Source organism: Streptosporangium sp. NPDC050855, assembly GCF_044456585.1.
Lineage (GTDB): Bacteria > Actinomycetota > Actinomycetes > Streptosporangiales > Streptosporangiaceae > Streptosporangium > Streptosporangium longisporum.
On record NZ_JBITFY010000002.1, the window covers coordinates 616,575 to 633,935 of the forward strand.

The 17,361-nt window shown below is 71.8% G+C and carries 13 protein-coding genes; 8 read left to right on the top strand and 5 right to left on the bottom strand.

Features of this window, described 5'->3' with window-relative positions; translation table 11 throughout:
• The first annotated feature begins 125 nt into the window (after positions 1–125).
• A complete protein-coding gene (locus tag ACIBCT_RS07870) occupies positions 126–1,184 on the top strand; it encodes a dihydrodipicolinate reductase (protein ID WP_399186614.1) in 1,059 nt (352 codons plus the stop codon).
• A gap of 132 nt (positions 1,185–1,316) precedes the next feature.
• Here ACIBCT_RS07870 and ACIBCT_RS07875 read toward each other — a convergent pair whose 3' ends face one another.
• Positions 1,317–1,823 (bottom strand): flavin reductase family protein, encoded by a 507-nt coding sequence (locus tag ACIBCT_RS07875; RefSeq protein WP_344893733.1) that lies wholly within the window; start codon positions 1,821–1,823, stop codon positions 1,317–1,319.
• 222 nt (positions 1,824–2,045) lie between these two features.
• Here ACIBCT_RS07875 and ACIBCT_RS07880 point away from each other — a divergent pair, with 222 nt between their 5' ends.
• From ACIBCT_RS07880 to ACIBCT_RS07910, 7 genes are all read left to right on the top strand, one after another.
• Positions 2,046–2,939: a glutathione S-transferase family protein gene (locus ACIBCT_RS07880; protein WP_399186615.1), complete on the top strand. Its 894-nt coding sequence runs from the start codon at positions 2,046–2,048 to the stop codon at positions 2,937–2,939.
• Between the two features lie 341 nt (positions 2,940–3,280).
• Positions 3,281–5,782, top strand: coding sequence for a glycoside hydrolase family 9 protein (locus ACIBCT_RS07885; RefSeq protein ID WP_399186676.1), 2,502 nt, complete (start codon positions 3,281–3,283; stop codon positions 5,780–5,782).
• A 105-nt stretch (positions 5,783–5,887) separates the two neighbouring features.
• Positions 5,888–6,553 (top strand): B3/4 domain-containing protein, encoded by a 666-nt coding sequence (locus tag ACIBCT_RS07890; protein ID WP_399186616.1) that lies wholly within the window; start codon positions 5,888–5,890, stop codon positions 6,551–6,553.
• Between the two features lie 193 nt (positions 6,554–6,746).
• Positions 6,747–10,535, top strand: coding sequence for a multifunctional oxoglutarate decarboxylase/oxoglutarate dehydrogenase thiamine pyrophosphate-binding subunit/dihydrolipoyllysine-residue succinyltransferase subunit (locus ACIBCT_RS07895; protein ID WP_399186617.1), 3,789 nt, complete (start codon positions 6,747–6,749; stop codon positions 10,533–10,535).
• Positions 10,536–10,641: 106 nt separating this feature from the next.
• Positions 10,642–10,818 carry a DUF6104 family protein gene (locus tag ACIBCT_RS07900; protein ID WP_344893721.1) on the top strand — a complete coding sequence of 59 codons (177 nt, stop codon included), beginning with the start codon at positions 10,642–10,644 and terminating at the stop codon, positions 10,816–10,818.
• 125 nt (positions 10,819–10,943) lie between these two features.
• Positions 10,944–11,786: a DUF4097 family beta strand repeat-containing protein gene (locus ACIBCT_RS07905; protein WP_399186618.1), complete on the top strand. Its 843-nt coding sequence runs from the start codon at positions 10,944–10,946 to the stop codon at positions 11,784–11,786.
• Complete coding sequence (locus ACIBCT_RS07910) at positions 11,783–12,493, top strand: helix-turn-helix transcriptional regulator (RefSeq protein ID WP_399186619.1); 711 nt, start codon at positions 11,783–11,785, stop codon at positions 12,491–12,493. Before ACIBCT_RS07905 ends, ACIBCT_RS07910 begins: the two co-directional genes overlap by 4 nt.
• A 29-nt stretch (positions 12,494–12,522) precedes the next feature.
• Here the strand turns inward: ACIBCT_RS07910 and ACIBCT_RS07915 are convergent, their stop codons facing one another.
• From ACIBCT_RS07915 to ACIBCT_RS07930, 4 genes are all read right to left on the bottom strand, one after another.
• Complete coding sequence (locus ACIBCT_RS07915) at positions 12,523–13,515, bottom strand: oxygenase MpaB family protein (RefSeq protein ID WP_399186620.1); 993 nt, start codon at positions 13,513–13,515, stop codon at positions 12,523–12,525.
• Positions 13,516–13,716: 201 nt separating this feature from the next.
• Positions 13,717–14,679 carry a zinc-binding dehydrogenase gene (locus ACIBCT_RS07920; protein WP_399186621.1) on the bottom strand — a complete coding sequence of 321 codons (963 nt, stop codon included), beginning with the start codon at positions 14,677–14,679 and terminating at the stop codon, positions 13,717–13,719.
• Between the two features lie 9 nt (positions 14,680–14,688).
• Complete coding sequence (locus ACIBCT_RS07925) at positions 14,689–15,576, bottom strand: hypothetical protein (protein WP_399186622.1); 888 nt, start codon at positions 15,574–15,576, stop codon at positions 14,689–14,691.
• A gap of 179 nt (positions 15,577–15,755) precedes the next feature.
• Positions 15,756–17,246, bottom strand: coding sequence for an acetyl-CoA synthetase (locus ACIBCT_RS07930; protein ID WP_399186623.1), 1,491 nt, complete (start codon positions 17,244–17,246; stop codon positions 15,756–15,758).
• Positions 17,247–17,361: the final 115 nt, after the last annotated feature.

The window sequence follows — 17,361 nt, forward strand, 5'->3', positions numbered from 1 at the left end:
CTCTTAGTGAGCAAGCGTGTTAATTTCTGCTAAAGTTTTTGCCCCACACGGGCGAGGGTCAACGACGACACCCCTCAACTCCTTCCAGTAGGGCCCCGCCCACTCATTCGGGCTGGAGGCCCCATATGTCCTTATCGCCGCCCCTGCGCGTGGTCCAGTGGGCCACGGGCGCCGTCGGCAGATACTCCCTGCGCAGCCTGATCACCCGGCCCGAGTTCGAGCTGGCCGGGGTGCTGGTCTACGACCCGGACAAGGTGGGACAGGACGCGGGGACCCTGGTCGGGCTTCCCGAGGCCGGTGTCATCTGCACCGACGACGTCGAGGAGATCCTGGCGACGGAGGCCGACTGCGTGCTGCACATGCCGCTGCCGGCCTTCTACTTCGGAGGGGATCATCCCAGCGACGTCGAGACCATCTGCGCGCTGCTCGCCGCCGGCAAGAACGTCATCACCACCACCGGCTTCGTCTACCCCAAGTGCTACGGCCCCGGGGTGGTGGAACGCCTGGAGGCCGCCTGCCGGGCGGGAGGGTCGTCGCTGCACGGCACCGGGGTCAACCCCGGTTTCATGAGCGACGTGCTGCCGCTCACGCTGACCGGCCTGTCCAGCCGGGTCGACCACATCTACGTCCGGGAGTCCTCGGACTTCCGGGGGCACCCCTCGCGGCAGATCGTGGTGGACCTGTTCGGTTTCACCCGCTCGGCCAAGGACTACGCCGCCGCCGTGCGACCGTTCCGCGCCTTCCAGCGCTCGCTGTTCGCCGAGAGCGTCCAGTTCGTGGCCGACAACCTCGGGGTGGAGCTCGACGAGGTCGAGGAGAGCGACGAGTTCGAGCTCGCCACCGAGGAGTTCGAGATCGACGCGGGCCTGGTCCGGCGGGGCACGGTGTGCGCGTCCCGCTGGATGTTCAGCGGGCTGGTCCGCGGCCGTCCCTTCATGACCGTCGAGTGCGTCTACAAGGCCGACGCCACCCGGGTGGACCGCTGGGCCGGTCCCGGCTTCAGCGTCCACATCGAGGGCGTGCCCCAGCTGATGCTGAGCGTCGACGAGATCTCCCACGGCCTGGCCGGGGCCGCCGCCCACGCGGTGAACTCCGTGGCGGCCCTGTGCGCGGCCCCGCCGGGCATCCGCACCGCGCTGGACCTTCCCCTGGCCACCGGCCGGGGCACCGTACGCCTCGCCTGAGGACCCTCTCGGCCCCCTCCGAGGCGTCCTTCGGCGCAGGTCTCCCCCGAACGTCCCGCGCGGCCCGGCGCGGGCCGGACGCGGATCGCAGAAGACCTCCGGGCATCCGGCCGCCTCCCGGTGGCGGCGGGGTCAGGGGTGCGGGATGAAGCGCCCGAAACGGCCCTGGTGATACAGCAGCGGACGCCCGCCGGGCTCGACCCCCGTCTCGGTGACCAGGCCGACGACCAGCACGTGGTCACCGATGTCCACCGTGGAGTGCGGGGAGCAGACCAGGTGCGCCGAGACCCCGCCGAGCAGCGGGACGCCGTGCGAGCCGGGGGTCCAGGAGATGGGGGCCGCGAAACGGTCCACCCCCCTCCTGGCGAAGCGCGAGGCCACCTCGGCCTGGTCGCTGGCCAGCACGTTCACCGCGAAGTGGCCGGCCTGCCGCAGCCGGGGCCACGTCGTGGACGACTGGTCCACGTAGAAGGAGACCAGCGGGGGGGCGAGGCTGACCGACGAGAACGAGGTGGCGGTCAGGCCGATCGGCACGCCGTCGACCTGCGCGGTCACCACGACGACTCCGGCGGCGTGGAGGGCGAGCGTCTGCCGGAAGCGCTCGGCGTCGACCGCCTGGCCGGACAGGGTTTCCGTCATGACGCCTCGCTCGGGGACTCGCCGGTCATCACCTGGATGCTCCACTTGGTCACTTTTCCCCCTCCGAGGAACAAAGGACACCTGTAGCAACCCATTAATGCAGTCATCTCTTCCGCGCGACACCCATGCCCTGCCTCCGTTCCTCTCCGTCCGCCACGTCCCCGTCCGCGCGGGGCCGCCACGCCCCGTCCGCGCCCCGTTCGCGTCCCGTACCGTCGGAGCATGAAGCTGGAGAAGGAGACCTCCGAGAGCGGCCGCTTCGTCAGGCAGCCGAACAGGTTCACGACGCGGATCGAGGAGGGCGGCGAGCACCCGCCGGAGCCCGGCCGTTACCAGATCTACGCCTCCTACGCCTGCCCGTGGGCGCACCGCTCGCTGATCGTCCGCGAGCTGCTGGGCCTTCAGGAGGTGATCGGGGTCACGATCGTCGATCCGATCAGGGACGAGAAGGGCTGGCGGATGCCCGGCGGGGACCCGGTGACCGGGGTGGAGTACCTCTCCGAGCTCTACCTGGCCACCGACCCCGGCTACGAGGGCAGGTACACGGTGCCGTGCGTCTGGGACACCGTCGCCGGGCGGCTGGTCACCAACGACTACCCGCAGCTCACCCTGACCCTGGAGACCGCCTTCGCGCCCTGGCACGCCGAGGGCGCCCCCGACCTGTACCCGGGGGCGCTGCGCGAGGAGATCGACGCGCTGAACGAGGTGATCTTCCGCGGCCTCAACAACGGCGTCTACCGGGCCGGGTTCGCCCGCTCGCAGGCCGCCTACGACGAGGCGGTCACCGAGGTGTTCGCCACCCTGGCCCTGCTGGAGGAGCGACTGTCGGCCCGGCGTTTCCTGCACGGGGACGCGCTCACCGAGAGCGACGTGCGGCTCTACCCGACGCTCGCCAGGTTCGACGCCGTCTACAACACGCATTTCAAGTGCTCGCTGCGGCGGCTGACGGACCATCCGGCCCTGTGGGCCTACGCCCGGAGGCTGTACGCCCTGCCGGCCTTCGGCGGCACGACCGACCTCGACCAGATCAAGCGGCACTACTTCGTGACCCAGACGAACATCAACCCCAGCGGGATCGTCCCGCGCGGCCCGGAGATCGACTGGACCGCTCCCTGACGGCCGTCACGGGCGCCGCCTCCCGACGGTGAAAGTTTCATCGGATATATCGGGCATTCGCCCGGTCAGCGGCCGGGCCGGGAGGGGTGTCCATTGACGGTGGGCGAAACGCGCTGGAAACATCGGCACGTCTCGGTAGTGGGAGCGCTCCCACTTCGGCTCCGGACCTCGGTCCGGGGCCGCGGCCCCCATCCGGCGCTCCCACGACCGGGCTCCCACGCCGGGAGAAACCCCCGTCCGAAGGACCGCCCGTGACCCGAACGCCCTCGCCCCGGACCGCCTCGCCGCGACACCGCGCCACCAGGCCGTCCGTCTGGCTCGCCCTCGCCACGGCCGCCGCCATGGTGACCCTGACCCCCCTGCCCGCCATCGCCGACGACGGTCCCGAACAGATCGTCAACGGCACCTTCGAGAGCGGCACCGCCCCCTGGTGGGGCACCCCCAACACCACGCTGGAGGTCGAGGACGGACGGCTCTGCGCCGACGTCCCCGGCGGTACCGCCAACCCGTGGGACGTCATCATCGGCCAGGACGACATCCCCCTGGTCAAGGACGAGACCTACGCGTTCTCCTTCTCGGGCGCCGCGCCGCAGGGCGGGCCCAGGACGGTCAAGGCGCTGGTCCAGCTCCCGGTCGACCCCTACACCCAGTACCTGTCGGCCACCCCCGAGCTGGGTGCGACCGCCGCCGACCACCGCTTCACCTTCACCTCGCCCGTGGACCTGCCAGGCGCGCAGGTGGCGTTCCAGCTCGGGGGCAGCGCCACCCCGTGGAGGTTCTGCGTGGACGACGTCTCCCTCAAGGGAGGGGCCGAACCCGAGGTCTACGAGCCCGACACCGGGCCTCGCGTCCGGGTGAACATGGTCGGCTACCTGCCGGCCGGGCCCAAGCGGGCCACCCTGGTCACCGAGAAGACCGAGCCGGTGAGCTGGACGCTGAAGCGCGACGGCGAGGTCGTCGCCGAGGGCGAGACCGTCCCGCGCGGCGTCGACGCCAGCTCCGGCCAGAACGTCCACTCGATCGACTTCAGCCAGGTGAAGGCGTCCCTCACCGGGTACACGCTCTCGGCCGACGGCGAGACCAGCCGCCCGTTCGACATCGGCGCGGACGTCTACTCCGAGCTCGGCACCGACGCGCTGAAGTTCTACTACACCCAGCGCAGCGGCATCGAGATCCTCGACGCGCTGCGCCCCGGCTACGGCAGGCCCGCCGGGCACGTCGGCGTCGCCCCCAACCGCGGTGACGTCGAGGTGCCCTGCAAGCCGGGCGTCTGCGACTACACGCTGAACGTCAAGGGCGGCTGGTACGACGCGGGCGACCACGGCAAGTACGTCGTCAACGGCGGCATCTCGGTCCACCAGCTGATGTCCACCTTCGAGCGCACCAAGGCCGACCGCCTGCACGGCGACGGCGACCTGAACATCCCCGAGAGCGGCAACGGGGTGCCCGACATCCTCGACGAGGCCCGCTGGGAGCAGGAGTTCCTGCTGAGCATGCAGGTCCCCGACGGCCGCCCGCACGCCGGCATGGCCCACCACAAGATCCACGACGCCAACTGGACCGGCCTGCCGCTCCTGCCCCACCTGGACCCGCAGCCACGCGAGCTGCACGCGGTCTCCACCGCGGCCACCCTCAACCTGGCCGCCACCGCCGCCCAGGCCGCCCGGGTCTTCGCCCCGTACGACGCCGCGTTCGCCGCGCGCAACCTCGCCGCGGCCAAGAAGGCGTGGGCCGCGGCCAAGGCCGACCCGGCCCGCTACGCCGACCCGGCCGACGCGACGGGCGGCGGCGCCTACGACGACACCGACGTGACCGACGAGTTCTACTGGGCCGCGGCCGAGCTCTACCTGGCCACCGCGGGCAAGGAGTTCGCCGACCACGTGCTCGCCTCGCCGCACCACACCGGTGACATCTGGCGCGAGCGCGGCTTCGACTGGGGCCACACCGCCCAGCTCGGCCGCCTGCAGCTGGCGACCGTGCCCAACGCGCTGCCGGACCGGGCCCGGGTGCGCCAGTCGGTGCTGGAGGGCGCCGACCGCTACCTCGCCGTCCAGAAGGCCCACCCGTACGGCGTCCCGTACAACCCCGGCGACTACGACTGGGGCTCCAGCCATCTGGTGCTGAACAACATGGTGGTCATGGCCGTCGCCCACGACATCAGCGGTGAGGCCAAGTACCACGAGGGCGTGCTGGAGGGCCTGGACTACATCTTCGGCCGCAACGCCCTCAACCAGTCGTACGTGACCGGCTACGGCGAGGTCGCCTCCAAGAACCAGCACAGCCGCTGGTACGCCCACCAGCTCGACCCGTCCCTGCCCAACCCGCCGCGCGGCACCCTGGCCGGCGGCCCCAACTCCGCCATCCAGGACCCGGTCGCCCAGGCCAAGCTCAAGGGCTGCAAGCCCCAGTTCTGCTACATCGACGACATCGAGTCCTGGGCCACCAACGAGCTGACGATCAACTGGAACGCCCCGCTCGCCTGGATCGGCTCCTACCTGGCCACCCCGTCCCTGGCCGTCCCGCCGGGGACGTGCAAGGTCACCTACACCGGGCACGGCCAGTGGCCCGAGGGGTTCAACACCCAGGTCACCGTCACCAACACCGGCCCCAAGGCCATCGACGGCTGGAGTCTGAGCTGGTCCTTCCTGGGCGGCCAGACCGTACGGCGGCACTGGAACGCCGACCTCGTCCAGGAGGGCGCCACCGTGACCGCCCGCAACCTCGGCTGGAACAAGGTGATCAAGCCGGGAGGGTCGGTCTCCTTCGGCTTCATCGGCGCCGAGGCGCCCGGCCCCAACCCCAAGCCCGAACGCCTCCTGCTCAACGGCGTCCCGTGCAAGTGATCCCCGCCGCCCGACGCGGGTGATCGATCCGGCCCGGCTCGGTACGTCCACGAGCCGGGCCGGGTCGTCTCCGGACGCCCGGCCGGGCGTCCTACACTGGGGCCCGTGATCGAGGACATCGTGGTGGACCCCGCCGTCGGCGCGCTCAGGCCGGACTTCGCGGTGCTGACGTTCGAGGTGCGGGGCCTGCGCAACGGGCCCAGCGACGACGCCTCCCGGGCCTGGCTGGCCGAGGCCGCCGAGAAGGCCACGGAGAGCGGTGACCCCAGGATCGAGGCCTGGCGGGAGGCCTACCGGGCGTTCGGCGCGAAGCCCCAGCGGACCAGGCCCTCGGTGGACGCCCTGATCAGGCGGATGCCCCTGCCGGAGATCAACCGGGCGGTCGACGCCTACAACGCCATCAGCGTCCGCCACGGCCTGCCGGTCGGCGGGGAGGACCTGGCCCGTTACGAGGGCCCGGCCCGCCTGGTGCGCGCGAGCGGCGACGAGCCGTTCGAGGTGATCGAGAAGGGCGAGCCCGGGATCGACCACCCGGAGCCCGGCGAGGTCGTCTGGCGCGACGACCGGGGCGTCACCTGCCGCCGGTGGAACTGGCGCCAGTGCGTGCGCACCCGGATCACCGAGGAGACCGTCGACGCTCTGTTCCTGCTGGAGAGGCTGGAGCCGATGTCCCTGCGGGAGCTGCGGGACGCCGGGGACGAGCTGGTCGCGCTGCTCGAAGATGTTACCCCGGGGATACGGGTGACCTCCCGCCTGGTCGGCCCCGCCTGATCAGGCCCGCAGGACCGTCCTGACCAGGGGACGAGCCCGATGACGGGCCCGCGGCGGGCGGTCGTTCCGGGCTCCGGCGGCAGGATCTGCGAGGAAGCGCGGACCGGACTGGCGCAGGTCCGGGCCGAGGCGAGTAACCTTGGACAGGTTCTCCATCATCAACGCCGATCTGCGGAAGAGGGCGATTTCCGCCGTGTCGTCTGAGTCGTCGCGGACAAACCCGCTGGCAGCCTTTGGCCAGAACGAATGGCTGGTCGACGAGCTGTACCAGAAGTATCTCCAGGATCCCGAGTCCGTCGATCGTGCCTGGTGGAACTTCTTCGCTGACTACAACCCTGATTCGGGGGCCGGCAGAGCCGCGCCCCAGGGGGCGGCGACCGCCGCGTCCACTCCTCCGACACCCGCCGCGCCCTCCGCCTCCCCGGACGGCTCCTCGGCCGAGCCCTCGAACGGGCCGTCGGGCGAGACGGCCGCCGCGGCCCCGGCCCCCCAGGCGGCCCCCGCGACCACGGCGGCCACCACGGACACCCCGGCTCCGGCTCCCGAGGCCGCCGCGGTGAAGACCCCAGCGCCGGCGGCCCAGGCCGCCCCGGCGGACCGATCCAAGCAGGAGACGCAGTTGCCCGCCGGTGCCGAGGAAGTCCGACTACGTGGCGCGGCCGCCAGAACGGCCGCCAACATGGAGGCCAGCCTCGTCGTCCCGACGGCGACCAGCGTGCGGGCGGTCCCGGCGAAGCTGCTCATCGACAACCGGATCGTGATCAACAACCACCTGTCGCGCGGTCGCGGCGGCAAGGTGTCGTTCACGCACATCATCGGCTTCGCGGTGGTCAAGGCCCTGGCGGTCCTGCCGGAGATGAACCACTCCTACGCCGAGGTCGACGGCAAGCCGGTGCTGGTCAAGCCCGAGCACGTCAACCTGGGCCTGGCCATCGACGTGGCCAAGAGCGACGGCACCCGCCAGCTGCTGGTCCCGTCGATCAAGAACACCGAGACGATGGACTTCCGTCAGTTCTGGGTCGCCTACGAGGACGTGGTCCGCAAGGCCAGGGCCGGCAAGCTCGGCGTCGACGACTTCGCCGGCACCACGATCTCGCTGACCAACCCGGGCACCATCGGCACCGTGCACTCGGTGCCGCGCCTGATGCCGGGGCAGGGCACGATCATCGGCGTCGGCGCGATGGAGTACCCGGCCGAGTACCAGGGCGCCTCCCCCGACACGCTCTCCCGCCTCGCGGTGAGCAAGGTCATGACGCTCACCAGCACCTACGACCACCGGATCATCCAGGGCGCCCAGTCGGGCGACTTCCTGCGGCAGATCCACCGGCTGCTGCTGGGCGAGGACGGTTTCTACGACGAGATCTTCGAGTCCCTCCGGATCCCGTACGAGCCGATCCGCTGGGTCCAGGACATCTCGACCACCCACGACGACGACGTGGCGAAGTCGGCCCGCGTCATCGAGCTGATCCACGCCTTCCGGGTCCGCGGCCACCTGATGGCCGACACCGACCCGCTGGAGTACAAGCAGCGCAAGCACCCCGACCTCGACATCAAGTCGCACGGCCTGACGCTGTGGGACCTGGAGCGCGAGTTCGCCACCGGCGGCTTCGGCGGCCGGCCCCTGATGAAGCTGCGCGAGATCCTCGGCGTGCTGCGTGACTCCTACTGCCGCACCATCGGCGTGGAGTACATGCACATGCAGAATCCCGAGGAGCGGGCCTGGATCCAGGCCCGCATCGAGCGGCCGCACGCCAAGCCCGACCGCACCGAGCAGCTGCGCGTGCTGGAGCGGCTGAACACCGCCGAGGCGTTCGAGACGTTCCTGCAGACGAAGTTCGTCGGGCAGAAGCGCTTCTCGCTGGAGGGCGGCGAGTCGCTGATCCCGCTGCTGGACTCGGTGCTCAGCTCGGCGGCCGAGGAGCGGCTCGACGAGGCCGTGATCGGCATGGCCCACCGCGGCCGCCTCAACGTCCTGGCCAACATCGTCGGCAAGTCGTACGGGCAGATCTTCGGCGAGTTCGAGGGCAACATCGACCCGCGCAGCGCCCACGGCTCCGGCGACGTGAAGTACCACCTGGGCGCCAGCGGCGACTTCGTCTCACCGGACGGCTCCAAGCTCAAGACCTCGGTGGTGGCCAACCCCTCCCACCTGGAGACGGTCGACCCGGTCCTGGAGGGCGTGGTCCGCGCCAAGCAGGACCTGCTGGAGCGCGGCGAGGAGGGCTTCACCGTCCTGCCGGTGCTCGTCCACGGCGACGCGGCCTTCGCCGGCCAGGGCGTGGTGGCCGAGACGCTCAACCTGTCGCAGCTGCGCGGCTACCGCACCGGCGGCACCGTGCACATCGTGGTCAACAACCAGGTCGGCTTCACCACCAGCCCGGCCAGCTCGCGCTCCAGCGTCTACGCCACCGACGTGGCCCGGATGATCCAGGCGCCGATCTTCCACGTCAACGGCGACGACCCCGAGGCCGTGGTCCGGGTGGGCCGGCTGGCCTTCGAGTACCGCCAGGCGTTCCGCAAGGACGTCGTGATCGACCTCATCTGCTACCGGCGCCGCGGCCACAACGAGGCCGACAACCCCGGCTTCACCCAGCCGCTGATGTACGACCTGATCGACGCCAAGCGCTCGACCCGCAAGCTCTACACCGAGGCGCTGATCGGCCGTGGCGACATCACGGTCGAGGAGGCCGAGAGCGCGCTGCGCGACTACCAGGCCAAGCTGGAGAACGCCTTCGCCGAGACCCGCGCGGCCAAGGACCAGACCGGCGAGTTCTCCCGGCCGGTCGACCTGGAGACGGTCCCCTGGTCGCACGAGGACGTCACGACGGCCATCTCCGAGGAGACCGTCAAGCGGATCGTGGAGACCCAGCTCAACATGCCCGAGGGCTTCACCGTCCACCCGCGTCTGCTGCCGGTGCTGCAGCGCCGCGGGCAGATGGTGGCCGAGGACCACATCGACTGGGGCATGGGCGAGACGCTGGCCTTCGGGTCGCTGCTGATCGACGGCCACCCGGTCCGCCTCGTCGGCCAGGACTCCCGGCGCGGCACGTTCACCCAGCGCCACGCCGTGCTGGTCGACCGGATCACCGGCGAGGAGCACACCCCGCTCAAGGCGTTCAACCAGGGCACCACGAAGTTCTACGTCTACGACTCGCTGCTCAGCGAGTACGCCGCGCTCGGCTTCGAGTACGGCTACAGCGTGGAGCGGCCCGAGGCGCTGGTCGCCTGGGAGGCGCAGTTCGGCGACTTCGTCAACGGCGCCCAGTCGATCATCGACGAGTACCTCACCGCGGGCGAGCAGAAGTGGGGCCAGCGCTCCGGCGTGACCCTGCTGCTGCCGCACGGGTACGAGGGCCAGGGTCCCGACCACTCCTCGGCCCGCATCGAGCGCTTCCTGCAGATGTGCGCCCAGGACAACATGACGGTGGCGCAGCCCACGCTGCCCGCCAACTACTTCCACCTGCTGCGCTGGCAGACGCTGTCGAACCGGCACCGCCCGCTGGTGGTGTTCACGCCCAAGTCGCTGCTGCGGCACAAGGCGGCGGTCTCGGCGGTCGGCGACTTCACCTCGGGGTCGTTCCAGGCGGTGCTGGGCGACCACGCGGTCGACCAGGGCGCCGTCCGCAAGGTCGTGCTGGTCTCCGGCAAGCTCTACTACGACCTGGCCGCGACCCGGGACAAGCTGGGCCGGGGCGACGTGGCGGTCGTCCGTCTGGAGCGGCTCTACCCCTTCCCGGGCGACTCGCTGGAGTCGGAGCTGAGCCGCTACTCCCCCGACATCGAGCTGATCTGGGCCCAGGACGAACCGGTCAACATGGGCCCGTGGCCGTTCGTGGCGCTCAAGCTGGCCGAGAACCCGCGCGTCTTCGGCGGGCGCTCGATCAGGCGCGTCTCCCGCAAGGCCAACTCCTCCCCGGCGACCGGCTCGCACGCGGCCCACGAGGCGGAGCTGCAGCAGATGCTGAGCGAGATCTTCGGCTAGGAGGACGGGCCCGTACGGCGGGCACGACCTCACCCGGAAGTCCCCCGCAGGAACCTCTGCGGGGGACTTCCCCGTTATGGCAGGTGCCGTCACCACGAGGAGAACGATGTATTTCACCGATCGGGGCATCGAGGAGCTCGTCGAGCGCCGCGGCGAGGAGGAGGTCACGGTCGCGTGGCTGGCCGAGCGGCTGCGCGAGTTCGTCGACCTCAACCCCGACTTCGAGACGCCGGTGGAGCGGCTGGCCACCTGGCTGGCCCGGCTGGACGACGAGGACGACTGAGGACTACCAGGGACGGCCGGGGACGTCCGCGAAGGGTCGAGGACGTCCGCGAAGGACCATGACGCGACATATCTTGACCTTCTCGAAAACGCGACATATCGTGTCGTGGACAAGGAGGTCGTACCATGCGGCAATGGAGCGTCGAAAAACCGGAGCGGCTCACCTTCGACGCGGTGAGCAGGCTCAACGTGCGCGTCGTGGCGGGCAGGCTGGCCGTGCTGGCCGGTGAGGGCCCCGCCACGCTGGAGGTGACCGAGGTCGGTGACGCGCCGCTGCTCATCACGCACGACGACGACGGCGTCCTGACCGTCACCTACCGGGACCTGACCCGCGACGGCCTCCTGGACGGCCTGATGAGCCGGGTACGGGACGGGCTGGCGGGCGACCCGCAGGCACTGCGCGCGAGCGACCGGCGGGTGACGCTGACACTGACCGTGCCCGCCGACCGGCCCGTCAACGTGGGCACGGTCTCCGCCTCCGCGGTGATCTCCGGGTTCCGGGACCGCACCTCGGTCAAGAGCGTCTCGGGCGACATCGTGCTCGACGGGGTGAGCGGCGAGATCAGCGCCGACACCGTCTCCGGCGACACGGAGAGCCGCGGCCTGGTCGGGGACCTCTCCTTCAAGAGCCTCTCCGGGGACCTGACCGTGGCGCAGGGAAAGCCCCGGCGGCTGAGCGCCACCACCGTCTCCGGCCGGATCACCGCCGACCTGGAGCTCCCGCCGACCGGTCACGTGACGATGAACAGCGTCTCCGGCGACATCGTGGTCCGCCTCCCGAACGCCGTCGAGACCGACGTCAAGATCCGCTCCACCACGGGCAGGATCGAGACCACCTTCACCGGGCTCGACCACTCCGCCCAGGCCGGCATGAGCGCGCTGACCGGCCGGATCGGCGGCGGCATGGCCTCCCTGAGCGCGCACACCGTCTCCGCCGACGTCACCCTGCTGAAAGGAGGCCGGGCATGAGCCCCGTCTTCGGCCACGGAAGGCTCCGGCTCTACCTCCTGAAGCTGCTGGAGGAGAGCCCGCGCCACGGCTACGAGGTCATCCGCCTGCTCCAGGACCGTTTCCTGGGCGTCTACTCCCCCTCTCCCGGCACGATCTACCCGCGCCTGGCCCGGCTGGAGGAGGAGGGCCTGGTCACCCACGAGGTGGTGGACGGCAAGAAGGTCTTCACCATCAGCGACCGGGGCCGCGCCGAGCTGAACGCCCGCCTCGACGAGCTGGCCGAGCTGGAGGAGGAGATCTCCGACTCGGTCCGCGACATCGCCCGCGAGGTCAAGGAGGACGTGCGCGAGACGGTCAAGTCCCTGCGCGAGGAGCTCACCCAGATGGCGCGCGACGTCCGCCAGGGCGCCAGGCAGGAGGAGCGGCAGGCCAGGAACGACCACCGCGAGGCCTGGCGCGAGCAGAAGGACGAGTGGAAGCGCCAGAAGAGCGAGTGGAAGCGCCAGTCCGGCGAGTGGAAGGACGACTGGAAGCGCATCTGGGCCTCCGGGTTCACCGGTGAGGGCTCGTCCGCCGGGGACGACCGGCTCGGGCAGATGCTGGCCGAGTTCGTCGAGGAGGTCCGCAGGGACGCCGCGGGCTCACGGGTCGGCGAGGAGACCCTGGCCACCGCGCAGGACGCCCTGTACGACGCCGCCCGCCGGATCCGCGACACGCTCCGCTGAGCCGGACCGGTCCGGGGCGGCGGGCCGTGTCAGGCGACGCGCACGGCCCGGGTGAGCCGGTCCCGGGCCCGTGCCGCCCGCCTCGCCCGGTAGGCGATGGGCAGGTACCTGGCCCGTTCGGGCAGGTGCGGCATCGTCGCGGCGACCGCCCTGCCCAGCCGTCGCAGCCGCGCCTCGTCCCGGGCCGTCCACGACAGTCCCAGCTTCGCGCGGACGGCGTCCGGCAGCGTACCGACCGTGACGAAGTGGTTGACCCGGCCCGAGGTAAGGCCGAGCGGGCGCCACAGCGCCCGCAGCGGCCCCGGCAGCACGGGCGGCGGGCCCACGGTGAGCGTGGTCTCCAGCACGTCGCGCGCGGTGGGGTGGTCCTCCAGCGTGCCGGCGACCATGTCGTGGAAGTAGTCCCAGTAGTCCTCGACCGTGGCGGGGAACATCCGCTCCGGCACCCTCAGGATCCGGCCCAGGCGGAGGATCTCCTCGTACAGGCGCCGTTCCTCCGACGGGGTGTAGGGCCGCTCGCCGAAGTACCTCAGCGTGGTGACGGCCCGCTCGAAGGCGGTCAGGTGCACCCAGGCGTACGGCTCCGCGCTGAGCGCGTGGTAGCTCCTGCCCCGGTCGTCGACCCCCCGGATGCCGCGGTGCAGCTCGCGCAGGCGCCTGCCCTCCTCGACGGCCCGCGGCCCGCCGTACACCCAGGTCTGCAGCGAGGCGAGCGAGCGGGTGAGCCGGCCCCACGGGTCGGTCCGGTAGACCGAGTGCTCGCCGATCGCGGCGCCGATCGCCGGGTGCATGACCTGCATGACGAGGCCCCCGCCGAGCAGGAACACCAGCCGCCGGTCGCCCATGCCCTCCCAGAGCAGGTCCCCGGGACCGAACGGTTCGGGGTCTCCGGGCGTATCGGAGGGATGCCGTTCCCGGTGTGCGTGCCGCGAGGCGTCGGGGTGGTGAGGCGCTTCGGCGCAGCGGGGTGTTCCGGGATCGCGGGGCGCTTCGGAAGCGCGGCGCTCGGTCGAGTCGGTCATTCCGGACCTCCCGGGTGAGACATCGCTCACCTGCTTTTCTATCACCCGGTACGTCAGGAAGTAATTCATTACTTACCTCACCGGGCCGGACGGGGCGCATCCTCGTGATCCCCGGACCGGGCCCGAGACCGGCGCCCGCGGCCGTCCTCCTCGTTCATCGTGCCCGTACCGGAGGGACCGGCACGGGCACATCGCCCCGGCTCAGCCCGGCAGGGTGAAGACGACCTTCCCGAACAGGTCGCCCTCGTGCATGGCCGCGAAGCCCTCGCGGGCCTCGGCCAGCGGCAGGACCCGGTCGATCACCGGCCGGGTCCCGGTCTGCTCCATGAAGCGGGCGAGCCTTCCGAGCTGGTCGCGGGTGCCCATGGTGGAACCGATCACCGACAGCTGCAGGAAGAACACCCGGTTCAGGTCGGCCGGTGGCACCGCGCCGCTGGTCGCGCCGGAGACCACGATGCGTCCGCCGGGGCGCAACGCCTTGAGCGAGTGCGCCCAGGTGGCCTGGCCGACGGTCTCCATCACCGCGTCGACCCGCTCGGGCAGCCGGGCGCCGTCCTCGAAGACCTGGTCGGCACCGAGCTCCAGCGCCCGCGCCCGCTTGCTCTCCGAGCGGCTGGTCGCCCAGACCCGGTACCCTCCGGCTCGGGCCAGCATGATCAGCGCGGTGGCCACGCCGCCGCCCGCGCCCTGGACCAGCACGGTCGAGCCCGGCTCCAGACCGGCCTTGTCGAAGAGCATCCGGTAGGCGGTCAGCCAGGCCGTCGGCAGGCAGGCGGCCTCCTCGAACCCCAGGCCCGCGGGCTTGGGCACGAGGTTGCGCCGGGGCACGGCCACCCGCTCGGCGAGGGTGCCGTCGTGCTTCTCCGAGAGCAGGGAGCGCTTGGGATCGAGCGTCTCGTCGGCACCGGTGCCGATCACCGCGTGCACGATGACCTCGTTGCCGTCCTCGTCGATCCCGGCGGCGTCCGTGCCGAGCACCATGGGGAGCTGCTCTGCGCGGATGCCCACCCCCTTGAGGGTGAACAGGTCGTGGTGGTTGAGCGAGGCCGCCCTCACCGTGACGGTGGTCCACCCGTCGGGCACCTCGGGTTCGGGGCGATCGCCGAGCGTGAGACCGGCGAGCGGATTGTCGGGATCGAGCCGCGTGGCGGTTACAGCGAACATGGCCGCACCCTATGCCGTCCGCTTCACGGTCAGTCCGGCGATGGTCCGTTCGACGTGTCCCCGCTCTCCCGAGGCCGCCACGTACATCCCGTCCCGGCAGGCCTCCGCCGAGAAGCGGTGACGCTGCTCGACGACGGACAGCTCGATCGCCGCGACGTCACAGCGCGGCACCGGCACCAGGACCAGCAGCGTCTCCCGGGCCCCGCCGAACCACAGCTGCGGCCCCGCCTGCTCGCCGCCGACGATCTGCCCGGGGACGGCCAGCCGCAGGGGCGGCCTGGCGGTGAGCACCAGGTGGCCGTCCCGGGTCACCTTGCCACGCAGGTTGCGCGCCCAGAGCATGCGCTGCTCGAAGGTCATGCCGCTCTTGAGGTCGTGCAGCGCCACGAACCAGGGGTCGAACGCGAACAGCAGCGTCTCCCCCACGGCGGGACTCATGGGCTGCCAGAGCGTGACCTTCCCGGTCAGCTTCCTGATCATCGGCCGCCCCCGGGACACCCCGGCCGGGCCGCCCTGCGGGGCCGTCAGCCGCCGGTAGGAGTCGGGAACGCCGTCCAGCCACCCCGTCGTCACGGGCCGGACCCCCAGCCGGGCCAGGCCGAGCTCCGCCGGGTAGCCGATCTCCGCCGACGAGCCGTCGGGGAAGACCACGTCGAGGACCTCCCGGCCGTTCCGGAGGCGGGGCCGCGGATGGAGCAGGTTGGGGACCTCCCGCTCGGCGGCCACCGACCGGGCGGGCTCGGGCGCCTGGACGTGGGGGACCGCGCCGGGCTCCCGCCCGGCCAGCAGGACCCCGACCGGGACCACCACGAGCGCCGCCAGCGCCGCGAGGCCGATCCAGCGCCGCGGTCCCCGCGGCGCCTTCGCCTCGATGATGTCGTACGGATCGCCGCCCACGTCCCAGGCCGCCTCTCACGAAAAGGTACGTCGCCGTCCCGCGTCCCCCGGCGAAGCGACCCGGGAGCGCCCGTGGACGGGACCCTGAGCCATCCTGGGGTCGCCGGGGTCTCGGTCCCCGGCCCGGTAGCGTCACGAATCGGAATCGTTGTCCACCCGATCCCGCCGCGAGCCCGGTCTCACCAGGTCGCGACGTTCACCTGACCGTCGGGGGTCAGGCGCACGGCGACGCCGACCAGTTCCCGCGCCTCGGCCTCGGCGATCAGGTCGGGGTGACGGACGTGGGCGTAGGCCCGCCCGCCGCCGGGCAGGTCGGCGATGAGGACGCCGCGCTCGGCCGCGCCGTCCCTGCCGTGCGCGACCGTGTACCCGGCGACCGTGGCGGGCCCCTCGTAGGAGGCCGCGATCGGCACCGGTTCCGCGGTGTGCACCGGCGCGGCATCGCCCCCCACGCCGCCCGGCTCGGTGGACCAGACCGCGTAGGTGTGCTTGGTCAGGTGCATGCCCACCCCGGTGACCAGCCCGTGGCCCGGCGCGGCGCGCAGGCGGGCCGCCATCGCCGCGGTCGAATGCAGGACGTAGTCGCTGGCCGGACCGCCCGCGTACGGCAGGCCGCCGGTGACGGTCAGCCCGCGTGCGTCGAGCGGGTCGAGGCCGGTCGCGGCGCAGGCGGCACGGAGCGCGACGGCGAAGCAGCTGTAGACGTCCAGGGCGGACATGTCGTCGAGGCCGGTCCCGGCCCGTTCGAAGGCGGCCCGCGCCGCCGCGGCCATGGCGGGCGAGGAGCCGGGCCCGGGACGGGCGGCCACCTCCCAGGTGTCCTCGGCGTAGGCCCATCCCCGCAGGTAGAGGCGCCTGTCCCGGGGGATGCCGAGGCGGTCGGCGAAGCCGTCGCCGACCAGGATCACGGCGGCGGCCTGGTCGACCTCCATGACCGCGACGGTGTTCCTGGTGTAGGGCCAGCCGACGAACCGGTTGGACGGCGACGGGGTGACCAGTTCCCCGGGTGTGCGGGCCCGCCGGTGCCAGGCGTACGGGTTGGCCGCGGCGACCTCGGTCATCGAGGCCATCATCAGTCCCCGGTCGGTCCGCTCCCGCTCGTCGGACTCCCCGGCCGCCGCCCGCCGGGCCGTCTCCATGATCGCGTAGGTGTGCACCGGCAGGAAGAGCTCGTGGGCCAGCTCGACCGGGTGCGGGGGTCGCTCCCAGCCGTACGGCGGCTTGGGGTCGGCCGGGTGGCTCCACGCGACGCGCTCACCCGCCCTGCGCAGGGCCCGACGGGTGGCCAGCGCCTCCGCGCCGGCGACCAGAGCGGCGTCCAGCTCGCCCCTGGCGATCATCGAGGCCGCCGCGCCGAGGAGCGTCTGCGGGGCCGTGCCGCTCACCTTCGAGTACACCCGGTGGCGGGGGCTCGCCCCGATCCGCTCGGCGAGCCTGGCCGCGGGGTCGTCGTACTGCCAGGACTCGGTGTAGACGACCTGGACCGAGCCGAGGGCGGCCAGCAGCCCCGAGGCCCCGCCGCCGGCGCCGGCGGGGAGCCCCGAGACGGCGTCGGCGGCGGCCTCGCGGGCGACGAGCTCCCACAGGTCCAGCGGCTCGGGGCCCGGCTGCTCGCGGACCGTGTGCTGGGCGACGCCGACGAGACATGGGGTACGAGGGTCTCCGCTCATGCCGACATCCAACCAGAACATCATTCGGTTTAATAGTCGGGCGAGACCGGAGGTGACCGAGAAACCTTCGGTAATCGCCGTTACCGGTGATGTTCGAGGTGTCCGTGGTGTCACT

Excerpts from the sequence above, each read along its gene's own strand:
- ACIBCT_RS07920 (WP_399186621.1), bottom strand. The coding sequence starts at position 14,679 with ATGTTCGCTGTAACCGCCACGCGGCTCGATCCCGACAATCCGCTCGCC.
- ACIBCT_RS07915 (WP_399186620.1), bottom strand. The coding sequence starts at position 13,515 with ATGACCGACTCGACCGAGCGCCGCGCTTCCGAAGCGCCCCGCGATCCC.
- ACIBCT_RS07880 (WP_399186615.1), top strand. The coding sequence starts at position 2,046 with ATGAAGCTGGAGAAGGAGACCTCCGAGAGCGGCCGCTTCGTCAGGCAG.
- ACIBCT_RS07885 (WP_399186676.1), top strand. The coding sequence starts at position 3,281 with ATGGTGACCCTGACCCCCCTGCCCGCCATCGCCGACGACGGTCCCGAA.
- ACIBCT_RS07930 (WP_399186623.1), bottom strand. The coding sequence starts at position 17,246 with ATGAGCGGAGACCCTCGTACCCCATGTCTCGTCGGCGTCGCCCAGCAC.
- ACIBCT_RS07870 (WP_399186614.1), top strand. The coding sequence starts at position 126 with ATGTCCTTATCGCCGCCCCTGCGCGTGGTCCAGTGGGCCACGGGCGCC.
- ACIBCT_RS07910 (WP_399186619.1), top strand. The coding sequence starts at position 11,783 with ATGAGCCCCGTCTTCGGCCACGGAAGGCTCCGGCTCTACCTCCTGAAG.
- ACIBCT_RS07875 (WP_344893733.1), bottom strand. The coding sequence starts at position 1,823 with ATGACGGAAACCCTGTCCGGCCAGGCGGTCGACGCCGAGCGCTTCCGG.
- ACIBCT_RS07905 (WP_399186618.1), top strand. The coding sequence starts at position 10,944 with ATGCGGCAATGGAGCGTCGAAAAACCGGAGCGGCTCACCTTCGACGCG.
- ACIBCT_RS07900 (WP_344893721.1), top strand. The coding sequence starts at position 10,642 with ATGTATTTCACCGATCGGGGCATCGAGGAGCTCGTCGAGCGCCGCGGC.